We start from the raw sequence: 17546 nt of genomic DNA, 5'->3' as shown, positions 1-17546 counted from the left end.
TTTATGAAACCGGCTGTTCTTCTGATGTTTCTTCCTTCCGGCTTAACATTGTAAAGTAAGTAATGCTTAGTGCAATCATGACGAGGGCGATGCCGATTAAGACGCCGGCCATCTGCCACATGTAGCCAAAGTCACCGTTTGAAATGACCGCTCTGAATCCGTTAATGCTGTAGGTCATCGGCAATGCGCCATGGATGACTTGATAGAAATTCGGAAGCAATTCCAGCGGGAAGGTTCCTCCGCTCGCTCCCAGCTGCAGCACTAAAATAATGACTGCGATAAATCGTCCCGGGTTGCCCATCGTTGTAGCCAAAAATTGAATTATCGCTAGAAAAGCTAGACTCGTAATGATCGTAAACACGTAAAATCTCCACGTGCTCTCTACCTCGAGACCAATTCCCAATAGAAGAACCGTCGCCACAATCAATGATTGAATGATTCCTACAAGCATCATGACATTGAATTTGCTGAAGAACCACTCAAAACCGTTTCTCGGACGTCCCGACGCTTCCTTCAGCGGGAAGACAACCGTCAGCATGATGCCGCCGACATATAAGCCCATTGACAGAATATAAGGTGTCAGCCCTGTTCCATAGTTAGGAACGGAATGAATGGCATCATCTTTGGTTTTAACTGGATCTGCAAACATGCCATATGTTTGATCATCAGCATCGATATCTCCTGTTTGGTCAGCCGCATCCTTCAGCTTACTAGACAGCTCTCCTGTGCCGTCCAATAGCTTGCCTAAACCTGTATCAAGTGATGCAGATCCGTCTGCAAGTTTTGATGATCCGCTTTGGACCTGTTTAGACCCGTCTAACAGCTTAAACAATCCGCCGGATACTTGGCTGCTTCCTGTCACCAATTGCTCTGAGCCCGCTTTTGCCTTTGCGAACTGCTTATTATATTCACCGATGCCGGCTGTCAGTTTAGTTTGGCCATCTGTCACCTGCTGTGACGCATTGTATAATTTCTCAGATCCAGCAGTTAATTTGTCAATCGCGTCTTGAGTGGCTTTTGCGCCGTTATAAAGCTTAGAGGTAGCTTCCGGCAATGCCTTCACCTGGGCAACCTCCGCTTTCACATCTTCCAATGAGCTTTTTATCGTTGCGATGTCTGGCAGCTGATCAGCTGAAGGAAGCCCACTTAAAATTTCATCAAAATCAGGCGCATCAACTTTCGGAAGCTGCTTTTCAACAGAGCTGATCAACTGGCTTTTTTGCTCTGCTGTTAAGAAATCACTCGAGTTGATGAGATTTTTGAATGCCTGATCACGGTTTTTTAAGCTGTTTTCAAAGTCAGACAGCTGTTTTTTAAATTCCTTCATCGCTGTTTCTGACTTTTCGAGGTTATTCACAGCTGTTTCAAGCTTCGTTAAATCGAGCGCATTTATAAGTTTTTCCGCTTTTGCTGCTTTCTCAGAACCTTCTTGCGCTTTACTGTTGAGCTGATCCAGCCCGTTTGTCAGATTAGGCAAGCCCTGCTGCACCTTTTGAAGGCCGGCATTCAGTTCATTCAGCTTGCCCGTTATCTTGCCTGATCCTGCTGCAAGCTGACCAGATTTATCATAAATCTGGTTGCTGCTGTCCTGGAATTTACCGAGCGAGCTGTCAAGCGATTGGATGCCGCTCGTCACCTGAGCCGCTCCATCTGCGAGCTGCGCTGTTTTGTCACTGATAGTGGCGGTGCTTTCCTTCAGCTTCGCCAGATTTTCTTTCAGCTGGGCGCTTCCGTTTTTCGCATCCTTTGTGCCGTCATCAATTTTTTTCGCGCCGCTGCTCGCGTCGCTCAAACCTTTTGCGATATCTTTAAAGTTATCAAAAATAACTTTCGTATATTGCTCGGTCACTTCTTTAGAAACAGAGGCTTTCAGTTTATCAATCGCTTTTTCGCCGATCGTTGCCCCTACATAGTTAGAACCTGCATTTGTATGGTATTTCAGATCCAATTTTTTCGGATTTTTGTCTAATACAGTGCTGGCATTCTTAGAAAAATCCTCAGGAATCTCGACAACTAAATAATATTTTTGATTCAATAAGTCCTTTAACGATTGGTCGAGATCATTGGAAAAATGCCAATCAAAGTTGTTATTATCCTTTAATTCTTTGACCAGATCATCACCAATTTGAAGTTTTTCTCCTTCATACGTTGCTCCCTTGTCTTGGTTGACGACAACGACAGGCAGCTGGTCAACTGTGCCGTACGGGTCCCAATAAGCCTTTAAGAATACGCCGCTGTAAATAAGCGGGACAAACAAAATGGCGATGATGGGAATCAATAATTTTTTACTTGTTACGATGTCTTTCCACTGACTTCGTATTGTGTTCATCCTGATGCCTCCATTCTAAAACTGACTCATCATGAAATATGGTCATTTTCTTGCAAAGAGAAAGGATTATCTAGTTCGCTGACAATCCTTTGACAACATACAATTCAAGCAGTCCCGCAATTGTCTCTTTATCAAGCGGGGGGTGTTGTTTTTCCCAGTCAAAAATGAGCGCGATATAAAGCTTCAGCATCACAAAGGCTGTCAGTTCAGGATCGCACGGCTTGATTGCGCCGCTTTTGATCCCGTCTTCAATCTTACTTTTGATATAAGACAGTATGGCTTGCTCCATTTTCTGGATCACTTCCTGAACAGCCATTGTACCAATCTCGGCATTCTCTTGGAAAATTTTAATCGTCAGCTGATGTGTTTTCCTGAACTCCAGAATGGCAAACAGCGCTCTGTGCACATTTTCATGGAACGGAAGGTTCGGCTCCATCGCTTCATCCGCTTTTTGCTTCATTTCCTTTAATAAAGTAGTGAAAATCTCGTCAAACAGCTCTTCTTTGTTTTTGAAAAAAGTATAAATGGTTCCCTTCCCCACGTTCGCAAGTTTTGCGACAAGATCCATTGTCGTCGCTTTATACCCGAACTGCGTGAAAGACTTTGTAGCCGCCTCCAAAATGAGCTTTTTTCGATCTATTGACATTGTATTCACCTCAAAACTGACCGTTTGAACATTTTAGTCATTAAGTACATATGCAAATGTATCATAACCCGCTGTTCAATTCAATCATTTTTTTACACAATATTGCCATTGCACATCAAAAAAACCTCCGCGATAAAGCGGAGGTTTTAGCTGAATAAATAGGTAAGCGCGTCAGACACGGCAGCTTTTCCTTGATCAATGCAGTCGGGAATGCCGACACCTTCGAAAGAAGCGCCTGTCATATAAACACCCGGATACGCAGATGCAAGTGCTTCACGCAGCTCCTTGATACGCTGCTTATGGCCGACATGGTACTGCGGCATGCTTTCATGCCATCGGGTGACACATGTCATTTCCGGCACGCCGTTTATGTTCATGACTTTCTTTAAGTCTTCTAACACAATGTTGATAATGTCATTATCTGATAGATCGACAATGGATTCGTCTCCGGCTTTTCCAACATATGCCCGAAGCAGCGTTTTGCCTTCCGGCGCTGCGTGCGGCCATTTTTTATTCGTCCACGTACAGGCTGTGATCGCAAAGTCACTGTTTCTTGAAATGACAAAACCCGTGCCCTCATGCTCCATTTGGACGGAGCCTTCAGGGAAACCTAAAGCGACGTTTGCCACGGATGTGGAGTGCATATTTTTCAAATGAGAAATGGCAGGAAGCTCAGAAAGCATTCCCGCAGCCGCTTTATGCGGAGCAGTCACAATTACTGAATCAGCATCAAGTGTGACGCCGTTATCCAGTTCGAGCGAATAGCCAGAGCCGCCACGGCTGAGCTTGGTCACTTTTGTGCCTTTATACACCTTCGTCAGCTTTAACTGCTTTTCGATCTCTTCTACAAGGGTCTGCAAACCGGTTGACAGAGTCTGGAACTGCCCTTGTTTTTTTGCCGTCAGCTGCTGGCCTGAGCCTTGAGGCCTTGTTTTTTTCATGCCGAGAATCAGGCTTCTATGCTTTTGTTCCGTCTGGTAAAATTGCGGGAATGTCGACATCAGGCTGAGCTTGTCAATGTCGCCTGCGTAGATCCCTGATAGAAGCGGCTCGATTAAGTTCTCGACCACTTCATCTCCGACACGTCTGCGGAAGAATTCTCCCAATGACTGATCATCCTTTGTTTTGCTTGCAGGCAGGATGAAATCCATAGCAGCTCTGGCCTTCCCAGACAAAGAAAACAGACCCGTAGAAACAAACGGCGCAATTTTTGTCGGTATCCCCATTACAGCGCCCTTCGGCATTGGATGCAGGGTGCGGTTTACAAGCACATAGGATTGTCCGGTCGCATTGTTGACAAGCAAATGCTTAAGACCTAAGTCTTTAACAAGCTGCGGGGCGCTTTTCTTTCGTTCCAGAAATGAGTCTGGCCCTCTTTCGATGATATAGCCGTCTTTCTTGACAGTCTGGATTTTCCCGCCGACTCTCGGACTTGCCTCAACAAGCGTCAGCTCAAGCGGCAGATTCTTTTCTTTGATTTCTTTTTCCATATAGAAGGCGGCGGCTAAACCGGTAATGCCGCCGCCGATGATGACTACATGTTTTTTGCCGTCACTCATGTTCATCGCCTTCTTTAACGTCCTAATTTTTTTAATACGACTGTTGCCAAAGCATCAATAAATTCAGGCTTGGCATTTGGCATTTCCGGCCGGTAATAGCTTGCGCCGATATCGTCAGTAACCACTTTGCATTCATAATCATTATCATAAAGCACTTCTAAGTGATCCGCGACAAATCCAACAGGAACATATACAAATGCTTGATAGCCTTTTTGTTCGAATAAATCACGTGTTAAATCCTGAACATCGGGTCCGAGCCAAGGATCAGGCGTGTTCCCTTCACTTTGCCAGCCGACAGCATATTCGGAAACGCCTGCGCCTTCAGCAATCAATTTCGCCGATTCATGCAGCTGGTCCGGATACGGGTCTCCAAATTCTTTGATTTTTTCCGGCAGGCTGTGTGCGGATACGATGAGCATCGCGTTTTCTCTTTCATCCTCAGGCATTGACGCATATGTTTCCTTCACTCGGTCAACCCAATATTTCACGAACTTCGGTTCATCGTACCAGCTTTCAACTGACGTAATCGTTAAGCTGCCGAGTTTTTCAGCCTCTTCTTTGGCACGTTTGTTGTAGGACTGAACGCTGAACGTGGAGAAATGCGGCGCCAGCACGATGCTGACTGCTTCTGTAATGCCATCCTTATGCATCTCTGCTACGGCGTCTTCAATAAACGGCTCGATATGCTTCAGTCCGATATACGCTTTAAACGTAATCTCATCCTGAATTTCATTCAAGTGCTGTTCCAGATTATGCGCCTGCTCTTCTGTGATTTTGGCAAGCGGTGAAATGCCGCCAATCGCTTCGTATCTGTCTTTCAAATCTTGAAGCATTTCAGGTTCAGGCTTTCTGCCTCTTCTGATATGTGTATAATAACGTTCAATATCTTCTTCCTTATAAGGCGTGCCGTACGCCATAACGAGAAGCCCCATTTTCTTTCTACTCACTGTTTACACCCTCTTTAATGATCTGATACAAACATTTTGACAGGATATCATTAAGATACCAAAAGATATGCTTAGGAATATTGACCCATTTTTTTGTTTTGTGAATATTCATGGACAAACGCTGTCAGTTTTTTCAAAACCTCGGGACTGACATCAGGAAATACCCCATGGCCAAGATTGAAAATGAAGCCGTCTGATTTCATACCCTGATCAAGTATTTCCTTCGTTTTCTTCTCAATGACTTCCCATGGCGCAAGCAAAATGGACGGGTCCAGGTTGCCCTGCACTGTTTTAGTGATTCCTTTTGATCTGGCTTCATCAATGCCGAGTCTCCAGTCAAGCCCGACAACATCGAGAGGAAGGTCATGCCAATCATTTGCGAGATGACTCGCGCCGACGCCAAACATGATCAGCGGCACATTCTCCTTTGCGAGCTCTGAAAAAATCCGGTTCATTACGGGTTTAATGTATGTTCTGTAATCTACCTGATTCAATGCGCCGACCCACGAATCAAAGATTTGAATCGCTTTTGCGCCTGCCTTAATCTGCGCTTTCACGTACACGATGATCATGTCGGCAAGCTTGGACATCAGCAGATTCCATGCATCTGGCAAGCTGTACATGAAGGCTTTTGTTTTATTGTAGTTTTTTGACGGGCCGCCTTCGATCATATAGCTTGCTAGCGTAAAAGGAGCACCTGAGAAACCGATGAGCGGGACGTTCAGCTGCTCATTGACAAGCAGTTTAATTGTCTCAAGCACGTACGGCACGTCCTGTTCCGGATCAATTTGGCCAAGTTTTTCAATGTCCGCCAGAGACCGGATTGGCTGATCAATCACAGGACCGATCCCGTTTTTGATTTCAACATCCACACCGATTGACGGCAGCGGCGTCATGATATCTTTATAAAGGATTGCAGCATCGACTCCGTATTGCTCAACCGGCAGTCTTGTGACATACGCACAAAGTTCGGGCTGATGTGTGATCTCAAACAATCCGTACTTTTCCTTCAGCTTGCGGTATTCCGGCTGTGAGCGCCCTGCTTGCCTCATATACCACACAGGCGTGTGATCCGCTTTTTCTCCCCGCGCAGCTTTTAAAAACGTCTCGTTAAACGTTTCTCGTTTACTCATCTGATTTCCACCTTTCATACGGCAACCATACGTTCGTATTTCTTGACTTATTACACTATACCTTGTTTTAGGCAAATGGTATAGAAATGTAGCTCAAAGTTCAAAAAATCGCCGAATTCCATTAAGAGGAAAACAATTTCGGCTGAACGTAATCGGTTCCTTCCCCTTCTCTTTTTGTCTGTGTATTATAAGGCACAATTTTATAAGACGCGCCCGAAAATAAGTTGGCATAAGGGATTTCATAACTTCCCTTCCCTTCAACCGAATCAAGAAGCGTCTCCTTGCCGTCCTTGTTTACATAAATTCTGTATACGGCCCGATCATCCTCTTGAGCGTCCCACTTTAATTCAATAGTAAAGAGCCCCGCTGCTTTAAATGTGTAATCGGCTGTGAGTGTTTTGACCGGCTTCAGCTCAATCGGGCTTTCCAGTTCTTTAACGTTTTTAGGCTTTGTGAACACATGACCGGTTTCTCCTGCCTGTGTCAAAATATCCTTAAACAGCCGCGTCGGGTATGAGCTCCCGGCTTTCAAATAATGGCTTTGATCCGTTTTGTCATAGCCCATCCAGACTGCCCCGGTTATTTTCGGCGTATAGCCTGCAAACCAGGCGTCCTTTGTCGCGCCGGAGACGCCTGTATAAGATGTAGAACCTGTTTTTCCCGCCAGGTCGCCGTGATAGGTGCCGGACGTAGCCGTTCCCTTTTTGACTACCTGCTGCAGCATTCTCGTCATATTCCAAGACGTCTGCTTGCTGAATACCCGCTTTCCTTCTTCTTTATGATCGGCTATTGTTTCTCCGTCTTCATCTATTATGCTCGAGATAAAGAAGGGTTCAGTATACGTTCCATTCGCGGCAAATGTATGAAACGCGCCGGCAAGCTGGAGCGGTGAAACGCCTTTTTCCAAGCCACCTAGAGCAAGAGCAAGGCCTTCATCAGGGATATCAATGCCGTTTACTTTCAAATAAGATTTTCCTGTTTCGACGCCGATCTCATTCAGCGTCCAGACAGCCGGCGCGTTTTTGCTGTACGTAATGGCGTCAGACATAGTGACTTCGCCCTCATACCGGCTGTCGTAGTTTTTCGGCGTATAATCTCCGTAGGACTGCAACTCATCCTTCAATAGGGAATATGGCTTAAATTTCTTTTCCTGCATCGCCGGTCCGTATACGGCAAGCGGCTTAAATGTGGAACCCGGCTGGCGGACAGCTGTGACGCGGTTATATCCTTTGGATGTGTAATCCCTTCCGCCGATGGCCGCTTCTACACCGCCTGTCTTGTTATTAATAAAGACCGCGCTTCCCTCGGCATTCTGATCTGTTCCGGGATAATAGCTATCCTCTTTCATCACCTGGTAAGCCGTCTTCTGCAGCTTCGAATCGAGCGGCACCTTGATCGTGTATCCGCCTTGAAGAAGCTGCTCCCCGGAAATGGAATACTTGTCTTCCGCCTCTTTGATCACAAGGTCAATGTAGCTGTCAAACCAAGGTGTTTCCGACTGTTTCTTCACATGCAGTCCAAGCGTTCGGCCCTGTGCGGTGACAGCCTCTTTCGCACTGATATAGCCTTGGTCATTCATCATACCTAGAATTGTATCACGCCGCTCCTTATTTTTATCAGGGTGCAAAATCGGAGAGTACGTAGAAGGCGCCTTCGGAATAGCGGCCAAAACAGCGCCTTCAGATACAGTCAAATCTTTTACTTCTTTATTAAAATAATAGTGGGACGCCGCTTGTATGCCGTAGACCCCGTGTCCGAAGTAAAGCTGGTTTAAATACATTTCAAGCAGCTTGTCCTTGCTGTAATCCCGTTCAAGATTAATCGCAATGATCACTTCTTTTGTTTTTCTTAGAAACGTTTTGTCATGTGTCAGAAAAATATTTTTGGCAAGCTGCTGGGTGATCGTGCTTCCGCCTTCCACCTTTCCGCCTGCTAATATATCGCGATACACTGCCCTTCCGACAGATTTTGCATCAATGCCGTGATGCTCATAGAATCTTTTATCCTCAACAGCGATAAACGCTTCTCTGACCTGCTTTGGAATCTCATTGATCGAGACCGGCTCGCGATTTTCTGTATACAGGCTTGCAACCTCATCTCCGTTTTGATCAACAATTTTTGAAGAAGCATGAAGAATAAGCTTTTTTTCATCTATGACATAATGGCCGAGAAAAATAATTGAAATATATCCTATTAAAGCGAGAAAAGCAGTTAACACTAAAATAATGATAGGTATAAAAAGTTTCTTTTTCTTTATCTTAAACATGAACTCACCTCGCCTTTCTAAAGGTAGTATGGGAAAAATTGTTTGGAATTATGTTCGAAGCACTCGCCAATAGAAACTTATACCATTGTTTTGATATACTAGCAAGCAGGAGGTGGCTGATATGAAGGTTTATATTACATATGGGACAGCCGATTTTTTAAAAACGATCGTAGAGAAGCATCCCTCAGAAAATATCCTTTTGATGCAGGGGCAGGAAAACGCCATTTTGATTCATGAAACAAACGGAGATACCGTTTTCCAGGCACCACACGCTTATGAAGTCATTGACCAAGTCGGAGAGATCAAACATCCCGGTTTTGCAGTATTGAACAATATTGCCGTCACTCAGGAAGGGCGTCCGCTGTTTGAAAACAGATTTAAAAACAGAGCGGGAAAAGTCGAAAATGAGCCTGGCTTTGAAGCAATTCGAGTGCTCCGTCCGCTTGACAGTGACACCTATGTCATTCTGACCTTGTGGGAAACGGAAAGCGCCTTTCAAGACTGGCAGCAGTCCGGTTCTTACAAAGAAGCCCACAAAAAACGCGATACATCTGCCGGAATTGACACAACGTCGATCTTCTCCCGGCCTTCCTATGTCACCACATATTTCGCTGTCGAATAGCTGCCGGCATGTCCGGCAGCTTATTTTATTGGGAGGAAAGCAAAATGAAGCATACTTGCCCAGTCTGCGGGTTTAAGGGATTGGCTGAACCGCCATATGATCATGAAGGCAATCATTCTCATGAAATCTGCCCGTGCTGCGGTTTTCAGTTCGAATTTGCTGATTACGAGATGCAGCACGAGGATAACTCATATAGAACCATCGGAAAGCATCATCGCCTATAGAAAAAACTGGCTTGCTGAATTGTGCATCATTTTTTCTCCTGAATGCTTCCCAAAACATCTGCAAAAAGCGAATAGAGTATTAAGGCATCATCTGATTGAGCAGCTGAAACAGATCAATGTTCATCTTCCATCATAACCCTCCCCTCTGTCCCGGCACCTTCCGCCCGCCTATGAATAATCTGTAAGCGGAAGGAGTGATCGATGATGGAAGTCGGGATTTTGTCTGTCCATGTTCTGTATGTGTTTTTTATCGGAGCAATTATCCTATTTATGCTGCTGAGAAAAGACACGACATTTATTTCTCTATTCGGCATTTTTATCATATCGCTATGGGCCAGCCATTCACTTTCAGCTTCTGTCAGCAGTTTATTCCACAGCTTTATCTATGCGGCCGGCGAACTGCTGCCCACGATTTTCATCATTTGCTTTATCGTTTCGATGAGTGATTTGTTAACAAAAACAGGGATAAATGAAGCGATGATTTCTCCCTTTGCAAGCCTTGTGAGAGGGCCTGTGACTGCCTATTGGCTGATTGGAGGCCTGATGTTCGCCATTTCTCTCTTCTTCTGGCCTTCTCCAGGTGTCGCTTTGATCGGCGCCGTCCTGCTCCCCGCAGCCGCACGTGCCGGTTTGACGCCTCTTGCCGCGGCCATGGCCATGAACTTATTCGGACACGGTTTTGCCCTGTCAGGAGACTTTGTCATTCAGGCGGCGCCAAAGCTGACTGCGGATGCAGCAGGCATTCCAGTCGGTGATGTCGTCTCGGCCAGCATTCCGCTTGTGCTGATTATGGGTGTGACAACAACAACCGCTGCCTTTATCATGATTCAGCGCGAACGCAAAAAACAGGAGCCTCCCGCTTCTTTTTCCCCCGTTCTTTCCGGCGAACAAGACAACTCGCTGTACTTACCAAAACGCCTGCGGTCCATACTGGCTTTTTTGATTCCGCTTGCCTTTCTTGCAGATATCGCCTGTATGCTCTTGTTTAACCTACAAGGAAATGATGCCACCGCGTTAATTGGCGGGTCTGCAATCTGTATCCTCCTTACCGTTCATTTTTTCGTGTATAAGCATAAAGGGCTTGAAAAAATCACCGGCTATTTTATTGACGGATTTAAGTTCGGTTTTAAGGTTTTCGGCCCCGTCATCCCGATTGCCGCTTTCTTTTATCTTGGCGACTCAGGCTATGAGAGCATACTGGGCACTTCACTCCCTAAAGGTTCCCACGGCATTGTCAACGATCTTGGAATTGCTTTATCCCATATGATGCCTATGTCAAAGGAGCTTGCCGCCGCTGCATTAACTGCCGCTGGAGCCATAACAGGCCTTGACGGCTCAGGATTTTCTGGCATTTCTCTCGCCGGCTCCATCGCAAAGCTCTTTTCGTCCGCTCTCCATGCCGATCCCGCCGTTCTGACCGCGCTCGGACAAATCTCTGCCATCTGGGTGGGCGGAGGCACACTGGTCCCATGGGCGTTGATTCCCGCCGCGGCCATTTGCAAAGTTGATCCTTTTGAGCTTGCCAGAAAAAACTTCATTCCAGTCGCGATTGGCCTTTTGGTGACAACCCTCGCAGCTGTGATGATGCTTTGAAACAGCATGAGTTGAAATATTCAGACTTTTTATATACAATCATGGAAAAGCATAGAAAAGGGGGAAGCGGCTTTGTCCATATCCACACTGCAGAAAGAGATAAACAAACAGCTCGACGGCTGTTTTGAAGAAATGGTTGAGATCAGGCGCCATTTTCATATGTATCCTGAGCTCTCATTTCAAGAAGAAAAAACCGCCGCATTTATTGCTTCCTATTATGAATCGTTAGGAGTCCCAATCCGCACGAACGTCGGCGGCAGAGGGGTTTTAGCATATATAGAAGGAAGCAAACCAGGCCCTACAGTCGCTTTGCGGGCCGACTTTGACGCTCTCCCCATTCAAGATGAAAAAGATGTCCCTTACGCCTCCAAAGTGCCTGGTGTCATGCATGCATGCGGCCACGACGGCCACACCGCAGCTCTTCTCGCAGTGGCCAAGGTCCTTCACCAAAACAGACATGAACTGAAGGGAACATTTGTGATGATCCACCAGCATGCAGAAGAATATTATCCGGGAGGCGCAAAGCCAATGATTGATGACGGCTGTCTCGAAAACGCGGATGTGATATTCGGCACTCATCTTTGGGCAACTGAGCCGCTCGGAACTATTCTCTGCCGCCCCGGCGCCGTCATGGCGGCGGCGGACCGATTTACGATTAAAGTTTTCGGAAAGGGCGGCCACGGCGCTCATCCGCATGATACAAAAGACGCCGTCCTGATCGGTTCGCAAATCGTTTCCTCTTTGCAGCACATTGTCAGCCGCAAAGTCAATCCGATTCAATCCGCCGTCATTTCGACAGGCTCCTTCATCGCCGACAATCCGTTTAATGTCATCGCAGACCAAGCAGTACTCATCGGCACAGCGCGTTCTTTTGATGAAAATGTCCGGGACATTCTGGAGAAAGAAATTGAAGCGGTTGTAAAAGGAATATGCAGCATGCACGGCGCGTCCTATGAGTACACCTATGAACAGGGTTATCCAGCGGTTGTGAACCATCCTGCAGAAACGAACCACTTGGTGAGCACCGCAAAGAATACCGAGGGCGTTCAGCAGGTCATTGACGGTGAACCGCAAATGGGTGGCGAGGATTTTGCTTATTACTTACAAAACGTGAAGGGCACTTTTTTCTTTACAGGCGCCGCTCCCGAACAGCCAGAGCGAGTCTATTCCCACCACCATCCGAAATTTGATATCAACGAAAAAGCCATGCTGACAGCGGCCAAGGTCCTTGCCGGCGCTGCGATCACCTATCATCAGCTATAAAAAACAGCCGGAGTGTTTATTCTCCGGCTGTTTCCTTTAATATCCTCAGATGAAAAACATGTCTTGCCGTTTCTCCAAGCTGAGCAAGCAGCTTATAATTGGCAATTCCGCCGACTGCCGCTCCTACGCCCGGCAAAAGCTGAAAAAGCTTCACGACGTCGATATAATCGCGATATTCCTGCTGGAACACTCTCCAGTCGATGCTCTTTTTCTCCGTCTCCCAATTTTCGATGACAGAAAAAAGCGATTTACGGCCATCATCACTCGAAAACGCAAGCTGAAACACGAGCAGCAAAAACATCCTTTCTTGTGCATCCTTGACATTAAAGCCGTAAATGGAAGACAAGGTAAATAAACACTTCATCTTAATTGAAAGCAGCAGCGGAAAATCAGCAATGCCTAAAAAAATGCCGCCCGCTCCGGTGCCGACTCCCTCAGCAGCTGCCACTTTCTGATAAGAAACAATCGTTTTTTTCGCCAATTCATTTTTTTCACTGAGCGACAGTGCACTTGTATCCTTTTTATAAGTGATGATATTGGAGCCGGCCATTGTCGCTTCTACCATTTTTCTCACACTCTCGGTGACGACCGTATGGATTTTTTCAGGAATCCGTTCATTCACCTTCGTCTGGACACGCTTCGAAAAGCGTTCAAACATGGAATCCTTTCGCAAAAAATGCATTTTCCATTCCAAAGCTTCCTGCATCAGCAGCTGATTATCTGTCATTTGATTACCTCTTTTCAGTTCACAGCTTTCCGTGCTTTTTCAGCCTGGTTGTCATATAAGCAGGCAAAACAACAAAAATCAGAACGGCAGAACCGATTAGCGCGTACAGAAAACCGGTCAAGCCGGCTGCATAGGCAGATGCAACAGACATCAGCAGCGCTTGAATACTAAGTGCAGTTTTTAATAGAGAGAAATAGCTTTTCAGCTTTGTTTCTTTTTTCACAGGGTATAGCTCTTGAAGCGCCAGATGGTCAAAGTGGCCGAAGAGCGGCAGAAGCTGAATGCCCGTAATGAAAATGGCAAACACAGTCAAAACCGCTGCAATCAGCGGGCTGGCTGAGACATACATAATGATCAGCGCGAAAACGATCGTTAATCTGACAAGAATGCCCAAATAATCACTCGAACGCAAAAAGGCGCGGGTGAACATATAGGCAAATGTTTTGCGCTGTTCAAACGGCACGAGCCGCAGCAAAAAGTCGAGATAAGCTCTGCGTTTGGCTTGCTTTCGCAAATGCGGCACATCAGTAAACAGGTTGGCAATCCGATAGAAACGCTGCTTTCGTCTCAATTCGGACTCAATATGGCTTTCCCATTTAAATGTTTTCCGTTTTGCTGCGGAAGACATATACAGATAAAGAACAGCCATAATGACATAGACGAGAAGCGCATACATATAAACAGATTGGAAAACAAAATAAAGAACGAGTGTATTCGCCGCAAAGCGAATGATGACGTCCATCCGTTTCATGCTGCGGTCGTTTTGGAAAGTCATGCGCCATTCCATTACCTGATTCCACGCTTTCAGCAGCAACAGTTGGACAAAGACCGCGGCATACGATACGAGCGAAGCCCCCGGTGTGACTGCGAAATAAAGCGGCATCGCAACGATACTCAGCGCAATAAGCGGAAACAGCTGAGACACATAGCTGTAGACAAACGCCTGCTTCAAGTAAGGCTCCATTTTTGCTTCAAGAGGCAATAAGAAAACAAGGTCAGCCTCCTTCAAAAGCGTTCGCACATAAGAGCTTGTCAACACGAGCGAAAACAGCACGGCCATCACCCAAAAGGACGGAAAGTGAGCGGGAATGTCCCGTATCCATTTGCTGTACCAGCTTGCAGCGCCCGCTAGAAAAAAAATCAAAACAATGACGAGGTGATCGTTGAGCATATATTTCATGTATGTTCTTGTTTCTTTGATATGCTCCTGCAGCCGCGACTGCCAAATATCAAGCATATTATTCATGGCCAGCGTCTTCCTTTGTAAGCTCAAGATACAAATCGTCCAGCGCCGCGTCCTTCATTCCAAACTGCTCTCTGAGCTCTGACAGCGTGCCGCGCGCCCGCACCTCGCCGTTATGTAAAATAATAAACGAATCGCAATAGCGTTCTGCCGTTGCCAAAATGTGTGTTGACATCAGCACGCTCGCCCCGCCTTTTTTCGCTTCATTCATCCGTTCAAGCAGCGCGTTAATGGCAAGCGGATCAAGCCCTAGAAAAGGCTCATCAATAATGTAGAGCGCAGGCTCTGCCAAAAATGCGCACATAATCATAACCTTCTGCTTCATTCCTTTAGAAAAATGGGCCGGGAACCACTTCAGCCTCTTTTCCATTCGGAATTCCTTTAAAAGCGGAGGCAGCCTTTTCTCCATCGTTTCTTTTGACAGTCCATATGCCATGGCTGTTAGTTCAAGATGCTCCATCAGCGTCAATTCTTCGTATAAAACAGGTGTTTCAGGTATATAGGTAAATTGTGAACGGTAGCCTTCCGGATCCTCAGCAAACGTTTTACCGTTTAATGCGATTGAACCTTTATGCGGGTCCATCAGCCCGATGATGTGTCTGATTGTTGTACTTTTACCAGCACCATTCAGCCCGATTAAGCCGACAATTTGATTCGGTTCAAGGGTGAATGATACGCTTTTTAAAACCGGATTCCTTGTATATCCGCCGGTCAAGTCTTTTACCGATAGCAGAGACATAGTTTCTCCCCTTATAGTGTTTTTCTTCATAGTACCAAAAACAAGGCCTGATTTGAAACAATTCCCTTTTAACAAATGATGAATTTGCTGTCATAAAGAGACAGGTTCTGGACATCATAATAGTTGTAGAGGAAAAGCATATCAACTGAAAAATGAGGTGTTTGTCAAAGACGTCTTAGAAACAGTTGGATAGAAAATAAACATGTCCAATGCTCAAACCATTTCTCTTCACTGAATTGATGAATTCTTCATGTATGAAGCAAATTGTCAAATGAGGTGTTTATCGCAGGAATCGTTAGGCATTAAACAAGTCTTCATTTTATTGACAAATGAGGTGCTTACCAAAGGCATAACACATTTTCTTCATATAAGCTCTTCCTCTGCATTCAGGGTGAACGCTCGCCGTTCATCCTGTTTTCTATTTTCTGCATTTCTGTGGTACGATGAGTGTATACATACTAAACAATTTCATAAGGAGGAACCCTCATGCATTGTGCAGAGAATTGTATCTTTTGTAAAATTATCGCCGGCGACATTCCATCCGCAAAGGTGTATGAAGATGAACATGTACTTGCCTTTCTTGATATCAGCCAAGTTACAAAAGGCCATACGCTTGTCATTCCGAAAACACATATTGAGAATGTATATGAATTTACAGATGAATTAGCAAAACAATATTTCCATGCTGTTCCAAAAATCGCCCGCGCTATCCGGGATGAATTTGAACCGATCGGCTTAAATACGCTGAACAATAACGGCGAAAAAGCTGGACAATCTGTGTTCCACTACCATATGCATATTATCCCTCGCTACGGAAAAGGAGATGGATTCGGAGCGGTTTGGAAAACGCATGCTGATGATTATAAACCGGAGGATCTGCAGAACATCTCTTCCTCTATCGCAAAACGCCTGGCCTCATCATAAGATGAGGTTATTTTATTTTGTGAACATTTCGCAAACATCCGTCAATTTCTTTTGATAATTCTAATTTTTTATCAAAAAACTGAATTTTTGTGATAGGATAATTGTATTATTTTATACATTAACGTGGAAAACAGGGAGAGATCATAATGGAACGTACAACGAATTTTAACGCAGGTCCTGCAGCGCTTCCACTGGAAGTTCTGCAAAAAGCACAGAAAGAATTTATTGATTTTAACGAATCCGGCATGTCTGTTATGGAGCTTTCCCACCGCAGCAAAGAGTATGAAGCGGTGCACCAAAAAGCGAAAAGCCTCTTAATCGAACTGATGGGCATTCCGGAAGATTACGATATCTTGTTTCTTCAAGGCGGGGCAAGCCTTCAATTCTCAATGCTTCCGATGAACTTTTTAACACCTGAAAAAACCGCACATTTTGTCATGACAGGCGCTTGGTCTGAAAAAGCACTGGCAGAAACGAAATTGTTCGGGAACACGTCTATCACCGCTACAAGTGAAACAGACAATTACAGCTATATTCCTGAGGTTGACCTTACGGATGTAAAAGACGGCGCATATTTACATATCACATCCAACAATACAATTTTCGGCACTCAGTGGCAGGAGTTTCCGAATTCTCCTATTCCGCTCGTAGCCGACATGTCCAGCGATATTTTAAGCAGAAAAATCGATGTGTCCAAATTTGATGTGATCTACGGAGGCGCCCAAAAGAACCTCGGCCCTTCCGGCGTGACTGTAGTCATTATGAAAAAAAACTGGCTGAAAAATGAAAATGCGAACGTCCCAAAAATCCTGAAATATTCCACACATGTCAAAGCGGATTCACTCTACAACACTCCGCCGACATTTGCGATTTATATGCTGAGCCTTGTTCTGGAATGGCTCAAGGAAAACGGCGGTGTGGAAGCTGTTGAACAGCGCAATGAACAAAAAGCGCAGGTTCTCTACAGCTGTATTGATGAAAGCAACGGCTTCTATAAAGGACATGCCAGAAAAGACAGCCGCTCACGCATGAATGTCACATTCACGCTTCGGGATGACGAATTAACGAAAACATTCGTCCAGAAAGCAAAAGATGCGAAGATGATCGGCCTTGGCGGACACCGTTCGGTGGGAGGCTGCCGCGCTTCTATTTATAACGCGGTCTCTCTCGAAGACTGTGAAAAATTAGCTGCGTTCATGAAGAAATTCCAGCAGGAAAATGAGTAAAAAGTCTGGCTATGCAAACCGTCCGTTTGGTATACTGTTTGCATAATACATTCTGTAAAGCCTTCGCAATAAATGATGAGCATATTATTGGAGGGCAAAAAGCTT

Annotated in this window: 14 protein-coding genes and 1 pseudogene; 6 read left to right on the top strand and 9 right to left on the bottom strand. The window is 45.5% G+C overall.

Annotation, left to right across the window (positions count from 1 at the left end; genetic code table 11):
• Position 1: 1 nt before the first annotated feature.
• From CW370_RS00820 to CW370_RS00795, 6 genes are all read right to left on the bottom strand, one after another.
• Positions 2-2329, bottom strand: a complete 2328-nt coding sequence (locus CW370_RS00820) for a YhgE/Pip domain-containing protein (RefSeq protein WP_024572538.1) — start codon at positions 2327-2329, stop codon at positions 2-4.
• Between the two features lie 70 nt (positions 2330-2399).
• On the bottom strand, positions 2400-2975 hold the full coding sequence (locus CW370_RS00815) for a TetR/AcrR family transcriptional regulator (RefSeq protein ID WP_024572539.1): 576 nt from the start codon (positions 2973-2975) through the stop codon (positions 2400-2402).
• 146 nt (positions 2976-3121) lie between these two features.
• Positions 3122-4534: a protoporphyrinogen oxidase gene (gene hemY, locus CW370_RS00810; protein WP_024572540.1), complete on the bottom strand. Its 1413-nt coding sequence runs from the start codon at positions 4532-4534 to the stop codon at positions 3122-3124.
• 14 nt (positions 4535-4548) lie between these two features.
• Positions 4549-5481, bottom strand: a complete 933-nt coding sequence (hemH, locus tag CW370_RS00805) for a ferrochelatase (RefSeq protein ID WP_024572541.1) — start codon at positions 5479-5481, stop codon at positions 4549-4551.
• Between the two features lie 71 nt (positions 5482-5552).
• Positions 5553-6614, bottom strand: a complete 1062-nt coding sequence (hemE, locus tag CW370_RS00800) for a uroporphyrinogen decarboxylase (RefSeq protein WP_024572542.1) — start codon at positions 6612-6614, stop codon at positions 5553-5555.
• Between the two features lie 121 nt (positions 6615-6735).
• On the bottom strand, positions 6736-8880 hold the full coding sequence (locus CW370_RS00795; RefSeq protein ID WP_024572543.1) for a transglycosylase domain-containing protein: 2145 nt from the start codon (positions 8878-8880) through the stop codon (positions 6736-6738).
• A gap of 121 nt (positions 8881-9001) precedes the next feature.
• Between CW370_RS00795 and hmoB the strand changes: the two genes are divergently transcribed.
• From hmoB to sndC, 4 genes and pseudogenes are all read left to right on the top strand, one after another.
• A complete protein-coding gene (gene hmoB / locus CW370_RS00790) occupies positions 9002-9502 on the top strand; it encodes a heme-degrading oxygenase HmoB (protein WP_024572544.1) in 501 nt (166 codons plus the stop codon).
• Positions 9503-9546: 44 nt separating this feature from the next.
• Positions 9547-9862 (top strand): annotated as a pseudogene (locus tag CW370_RS00785) (hypothetical protein).
• Between the two features lie 65 nt (positions 9863-9927).
• Positions 9928-11319, top strand: coding sequence for a hypothetical protein (locus CW370_RS00780; protein WP_080263060.1), 1392 nt, complete (start codon positions 9928-9930; stop codon positions 11317-11319).
• Between the two features lie 72 nt (positions 11320-11391).
• Positions 11392-12582 carry an N-acetyl amino acid acetylase SndC gene (sndC, locus tag CW370_RS00775; protein WP_101169439.1) on the top strand — a complete coding sequence of 397 codons (1191 nt, stop codon included), beginning with the start codon at positions 11392-11394 and terminating at the stop codon, positions 12580-12582.
• 16 nt (positions 12583-12598) lie between these two features.
• Here sndC and CW370_RS00770 read toward each other — a convergent pair whose 3' ends face one another.
• Genes CW370_RS00770 through ecsA form a run of 3 tightly spaced genes read right to left on the bottom strand, consistent with a single transcriptional unit; the run spans position 12599 to position 15291 of the window.
• Positions 12599-13309, bottom strand: a complete 711-nt coding sequence (locus CW370_RS00770) for an EcsC family protein (protein WP_024571661.1) — start codon at positions 13307-13309, stop codon at positions 12599-12601.
• A gap of 19 nt (positions 13310-13328) precedes the next feature.
• Positions 13329-14555 carry an ABC transporter permease EcsB gene (gene ecsB, locus CW370_RS00765; protein ID WP_014479339.1) on the bottom strand — a complete coding sequence of 409 codons (1227 nt, stop codon included), beginning with the start codon at positions 14553-14555 and terminating at the stop codon, positions 13329-13331.
• On the bottom strand, positions 14548-15291 hold the full coding sequence (ecsA, locus tag CW370_RS00760) for an ABC transporter ATP-binding protein EcsA (protein WP_024571662.1): 744 nt from the start codon (positions 15289-15291) through the stop codon (positions 14548-14550). The genes ecsB and ecsA overlap by 8 nt, the downstream gene beginning before the upstream one ends.
• Before the next feature lie 486 nt (positions 15292-15777).
• On the opposite strand from ecsA, the gene CW370_RS00755 reads away from it, so the two are divergent.
• Complete coding sequence (locus CW370_RS00755; RefSeq protein WP_003233231.1) at positions 15778-16215, top strand: HIT family protein; 438 nt, start codon at positions 15778-15780, stop codon at positions 16213-16215.
• Positions 16216-16361: 146 nt separating this feature from the next.
• Positions 16362-17441 carry a 3-phosphoserine/phosphohydroxythreonine transaminase gene (gene serC, locus CW370_RS00750; RefSeq protein ID WP_024571663.1) on the top strand — a complete coding sequence of 360 codons (1080 nt, stop codon included), beginning with the start codon at positions 16362-16364 and terminating at the stop codon, positions 17439-17441.
• Positions 17442-17546 lie beyond the last annotated feature (105 nt).

Origin of the sequence: Bacillus sp. SN32 (assembly GCF_002837495.1) — a bacterium.
Classification (GTDB): Bacteria; Bacillota; Bacilli; order Bacillales; family Bacillaceae; genus Bacillus; species Bacillus subtilis.
Note: the sequence above shows the minus strand (reverse complement) of the source record. Positions and strands in the feature narration are given on the sequence as shown.

Coding starts and splice junctions, on each gene's coding strand:
- CW370_RS00820 (WP_024572538.1), bottom strand. CDS start 2,329: ATGAACACAATACGAAGTCAGTGGAAAGACATCGTAACAAGTAAAAAA.
- CW370_RS00815 (WP_024572539.1), bottom strand. CDS start 2,975: ATGTCAATAGATCGAAAAAAGCTCATTTTGGAGGCGGCTACAAAGTCT.
- hemY (WP_024572540.1), bottom strand. CDS start 4,534: ATGAGTGACGGCAAAAAACATGTAGTCATCATCGGCGGCGGCATTACC.
- hemE (WP_024572542.1), bottom strand. CDS start 6,614: ATGAGTAAACGAGAAACGTTTAACGAGACGTTTTTAAAAGCTGCGCGG.
- CW370_RS00795 (WP_024572543.1), bottom strand. CDS start 8,880: ATGTTTAAGATAAAGAAAAAGAAACTTTTTATACCTATCATTATTTTA.
- hmoB (WP_024572544.1), top strand. CDS start 9,002: ATGAAGGTTTATATTACATATGGGACAGCCGATTTTTTAAAAACGATC.
- CW370_RS00780 (WP_080263060.1), top strand. CDS start 9,928: ATGATGGAAGTCGGGATTTTGTCTGTCCATGTTCTGTATGTGTTTTTT.
- CW370_RS00770 (WP_024571661.1), bottom strand. CDS start 13,309: ATGACAGATAATCAGCTGCTGATGCAGGAAGCTTTGGAATGGAAAATG.
- ecsB (WP_014479339.1), bottom strand. CDS start 14,555: ATGAATAATATGCTTGATATTTGGCAGTCGCGGCTGCAGGAGCATATC.
- ecsA (WP_024571662.1), bottom strand. CDS start 15,291: ATGTCTCTGCTATCGGTAAAAGACTTGACCGGCGGATATACAAGGAAT.
- CW370_RS00755 (WP_003233231.1), top strand. CDS start 15,778: ATGCATTGTGCAGAGAATTGTATCTTTTGTAAAATTATCGCCGGCGAC.
- serC (WP_024571663.1), top strand. CDS start 16,362: ATGGAACGTACAACGAATTTTAACGCAGGTCCTGCAGCGCTTCCACTG.